We start from the raw sequence: 4,012 nt of genomic DNA, 5'->3' as shown, positions 1-4,012 counted from the left end.
ACTTCCACTGGAGAATTATCTTTTTCCGCTGCAAACGATGCAGTAGGGACTGCAAAAGAACTTAAAATAGTTGCTGTTGCTAATCCTTTTATGATTTTTTCAGATGAAAATTCTGTATCTTCTTCGTGAGATGTTGATTGTATAGGATGAATACGATGCTTTATTTTATTATCAATTTTTTTATGATTCATGGGTTACACCACCTATAAGTTATAAGTAATATTTCTTGTGTCAAAACAATGCCGCTAATAAATCAGGAGTATAAACGTATTTTCCTCTAAATGAACTGTATCTATACGTCCCCATTTCGACACTGATGCAAGAATAGGATATAAAACTGCAAACCATTCTGTTTTCGAGTATAAAAATATATGTAGTACATAGCAATCATCCACATGTATTATATTTGTAGTGATTACAACGGAATCTTATTATTTATCTGGACAATCGTATGAAAGAATATTGAGTCAATTTTATATACGCGCTATTCTTAAGAAAAGGCGTAAGGGTAGATATGATCATGAAACAATTTACGAAAACGGTTCAAATGGAGGACCAAAGACACATAAAGTAAAACATACGGTTCTATTGCAAAGTTGAAAACCTGCTTAAAATACTGAAATAATTTCATTTTTCTCGCTATATATAGATATAAGCTTAAAATCCCCATTATCCATAGGATAATGGGGATTCATTTTATTATTTGTTTTCTACTATTATTTTGCAGACTTTGCAGCTTCTAAAGCAGCGATATAATTTGGGTGATGAGTTACCTCATTAACATATTCAGCGTAAACGATTGTATTGAAAGAGTCTACTACAAATACAGCACGAGTAAGTAAACGAAGATCATCTAAAATCACACCGTAAGCTTTTCCGAACGAAAGAGTACGATGATCAGAAAGGATTACTACATGATCCATTCCTTGTGCCCCGCACCAACGCTTTTGAGCAAATGGTAAATCAACACTAATTGTTAAAAGCTGTACATGATCTAACTGAGAGGCTTCTTGATTAAAACGTCGCGTTTGTGCATCACACACCTCTGTGTCAAGAGAGGGTACGACACTAATTAATTTTACTTTTCCGTTATAGGTTTCTAACTGAACGGGTGATAAATCATTTGTCAGCAATTCAAAAGTAGGTGCTTGGTCACCTATTTTTAACTTATTTCCACTTACTTGCATAGGATTACCTAAAAACGTTACTTCTGTCATGAATCATTCCTCCTACAGTTTAAAAGAATATATATACTATTCATCATTACTCCTTAAGCTATGCATTAGACAATACATAGCTTGTACAAGTCCACAAAAATTTGTCAGCCCTTTGATTAACATTTCTGCTTTTTTGTGTTCGTACATTCCACTACAAGGGAACTGTACGGTAATCTTCATGCAGGTGTATCATCTGTCCCGCACTCCATACACCAAATAAACCATTTTTATTTTTGTATCCTATGTACACATTACTATAATAACTCTTTCTTTGAATTGTCAATTGACCAAATCAAAAAATAGAAGACATCTTATTTTCCAACACACATACTGAGAAATCTGATGCAAATAAGATTTTATACTGTCGTAAACGCTTTTCGTTCGAATCCGTGTAAGCCAATTGGAGCATCCGCGTATCCTGGAATTAGGTAGCTTCCTCCGCCAAATCTAGACCCATGTATGAGTGGATCCCCATGTTCATCTTTTGGTTGGATAAAGGGAATAATAAAGCTATAATAACCCCTGCTGCCATCACTATATGTATTTTCTATGATTATCCAATATCCCAGATTTAGAGATGGATTTAAATTTTGGACGTTCTTTGGCGTAATATTATTTAAAGTAACGTAATCGTTTAAGATAATAGCTCCTGATTGTTGGACAATGGCATTGCCGCTAAAATTTGATATTTTGGGAAACACTTCTTCGAAACCTTTATCAGTAGGATATGTTGTATTAACTGTTTTGTTTTTCGTCCATTCATAGGTACCATCCGGATGATTTGCAATTTTCCATCTTGTTCGAACAACTTGAACAGTATTACTTTTATCCTTAATTACACCGTGAAATCTTAGTTTTTTTTCTTCAACACCTACAGAAGCAAAAAGTAGTCCGTCTTGACTATGTGCCCCCATAAAGGTAGTCCAAGAAACGGGATTATCTGTTCTCACTTTTGCTTCTGCTGTCATCTGAGTATTTTCAGCAGCAAATACAGATCCTTCTCCTCCTGTAAATGTTGTAACTCCAATTGCTAAAGCTGCTATTGTGAAAAAGGTACGATTTTTCTTCAAAATGAATTCTCCTATCTATTTATACAAAAGTAATCACCTCAGAAACCATTAAAAACACAATTGTTTATTCAGTTCCCGAGGGCGTTATAAATATAACAAGGGTGGTCTCGCATTGTCAATCTAATTATTCAAAATAAATGTTCACCTATGTACTTGTTATGTTAGGTGTGTCTAAAAACAATTTTTACCATAGTATTCCCTTCACCAAAATAGGAGATTATGCCTTCACATCCTTATACATGAGCAAAGGAAACAAATCCTCCTACTCACGATCTTCACTGTAGCTTTTCTTGGATACGTGCAAGAAAGAAGTGATAGAAAACAGGAGTACTCCTGTTCCAGTTGTCAATAAGAAGCCAGTTCTCCTAAGCTAATTTCTTATGTACTTATTCCAAGTCTGCTTATGCCCATTATATATCGTAAATCTTGAAACAATCTGAAACAGAATCATTTTTAAACATACGAGTAGTCCTTCGGTATATGGAAGGTAATTGATCATGCTAAAAATCCCCTTACAATGATGAGGTAAGGGGGATTTTTAGCACTTAGCAATGGAAAACAGCTAAGACGATGTGATGGTATAGGAAGGATATCATAGTATTTTATAAATAGCAATATGGACCTTATAGGACTTGAACCTATGACCGGACGGTTATGAGCCGTCTGCTCTGACCAGCTGAGCTAAAGGTCCTCTAAAGGAGAAAGCATAATCTCTCGGATTCCTTCCTTGTTTTTACAGAAATAAGAAGTTAGGTTTTTCAATCAAAAACAAACATCTTATATCAAATAATAACCGTTGCATATCAATATACCATAAGAGAAGAATACAATTCAAATGTGATTATTGATATGTTTTAGGCATACTGATTTAGAAAATATCCTATAACCCCAGAAAACTTTGCAACCGTTCTGTTACAGCAAGAAAATGGATGTTGAAAAAATTAAGCTTTCTAATTGGATAAAAATATGGATTACGAAAATGACACTAAAAAGGAATGATAGTTTAAAAAAAGTTAAGTTTCTTCCTATTAATATAGGAAATAAATATAGTGGTTTACGATGTACCGCAGACTGTGGAAGAATTGTGAACGAACACTTGAAAATAGTAGACAAAGTTGCTTATTGGCAGGTGTGGCAATTTTATTGAAAAGATTTTAAACAAGTTCTTAGAGTCTGTTTATAGTCTTACCTTTTTTGTATTAAAATAGCGAGAAATCCTAGGACAATCATTTGTTTACTTGTTTCTAGTTTTCTCTCTACATTTTTGAAACTTTTCTCCTGTGTACCCACCATCCGTAAGGATGGCTTCTTATATTGTTTATACAAATCCATAAAACTGTGTGCAAGTAATTTTGTAACACGGGTATACGCCAAGTTGGAACTTGAATTACTATACGTATGATTTTCCACAGAAAATATTCCAAAATATGTAAATTCCATAAATATGGTAATTATTTCAACTATACAGTATCAAATCGATTTGCTAAGATAAGTCTCGTTGAATGAAACTAAATAAACTTTTATGTTTTATTTAGTTTTTTGACTGTTTCATTTGTATACAGAAAAATACCTATTGGTATTTTTATCATATTATGTAGAGGAGTGTGCATGACACATGAAAAAGCAATTTATCATAAAAGGATTAGCAACAGCAACTATTTTAAGTTCTTTTGCAGTCCCTACTGCATCGTTTGCAGCGGAAAAAGATAATTCTCCAGTGGAAGT

Annotated in this window: 3 protein-coding genes and 1 tRNA gene; all 4 read right to left on the bottom strand. The window is 33.6% G+C overall.

The window, feature by feature from the left end:
• Positions 1 to 191 (bottom strand): hypothetical protein (locus tag ATL10_RS30325; protein WP_142670041.1); only part of this gene is annotated, 191 nt, incomplete at its 3' end.
• A 525-nt stretch (positions 192 to 716) separates the two neighbouring features.
• On the bottom strand, positions 717 to 1,217 hold the full coding sequence (gene tpx, locus ATL10_RS30320) for a thiol peroxidase (RefSeq protein ID WP_110498316.1): 501 nt from the start codon (positions 1,215 to 1,217) through the stop codon (positions 717 to 719).
• A gap of 356 nt (positions 1,218 to 1,573) precedes the next feature.
• Entirely contained in the window at positions 1,574 to 2,287 is a 714-nt protein-coding gene (locus ATL10_RS30315; RefSeq protein WP_110498314.1) for a hypothetical protein, read from the bottom strand.
• Positions 2,288 to 2,904: 617 nt separating this feature from the next.
• Positions 2,905 to 2,978: transfer RNA gene (locus tag ATL10_RS30310), tRNA-Ile, on the bottom strand.
• Between the last annotated feature and the right edge of the window lie 1,034 nt (positions 2,979 to 4,012).

This window comes from Bacillus sp. 196mf, from assembly GCF_003217275.1.
GTDB lineage: Bacteria > Bacillota > Bacilli > Bacillales > Bacillaceae_G > Bacillus_A > Bacillus_A thuringiensis_S.
This window is presented reverse-complemented; position numbering and strand designations above follow the sequence as displayed.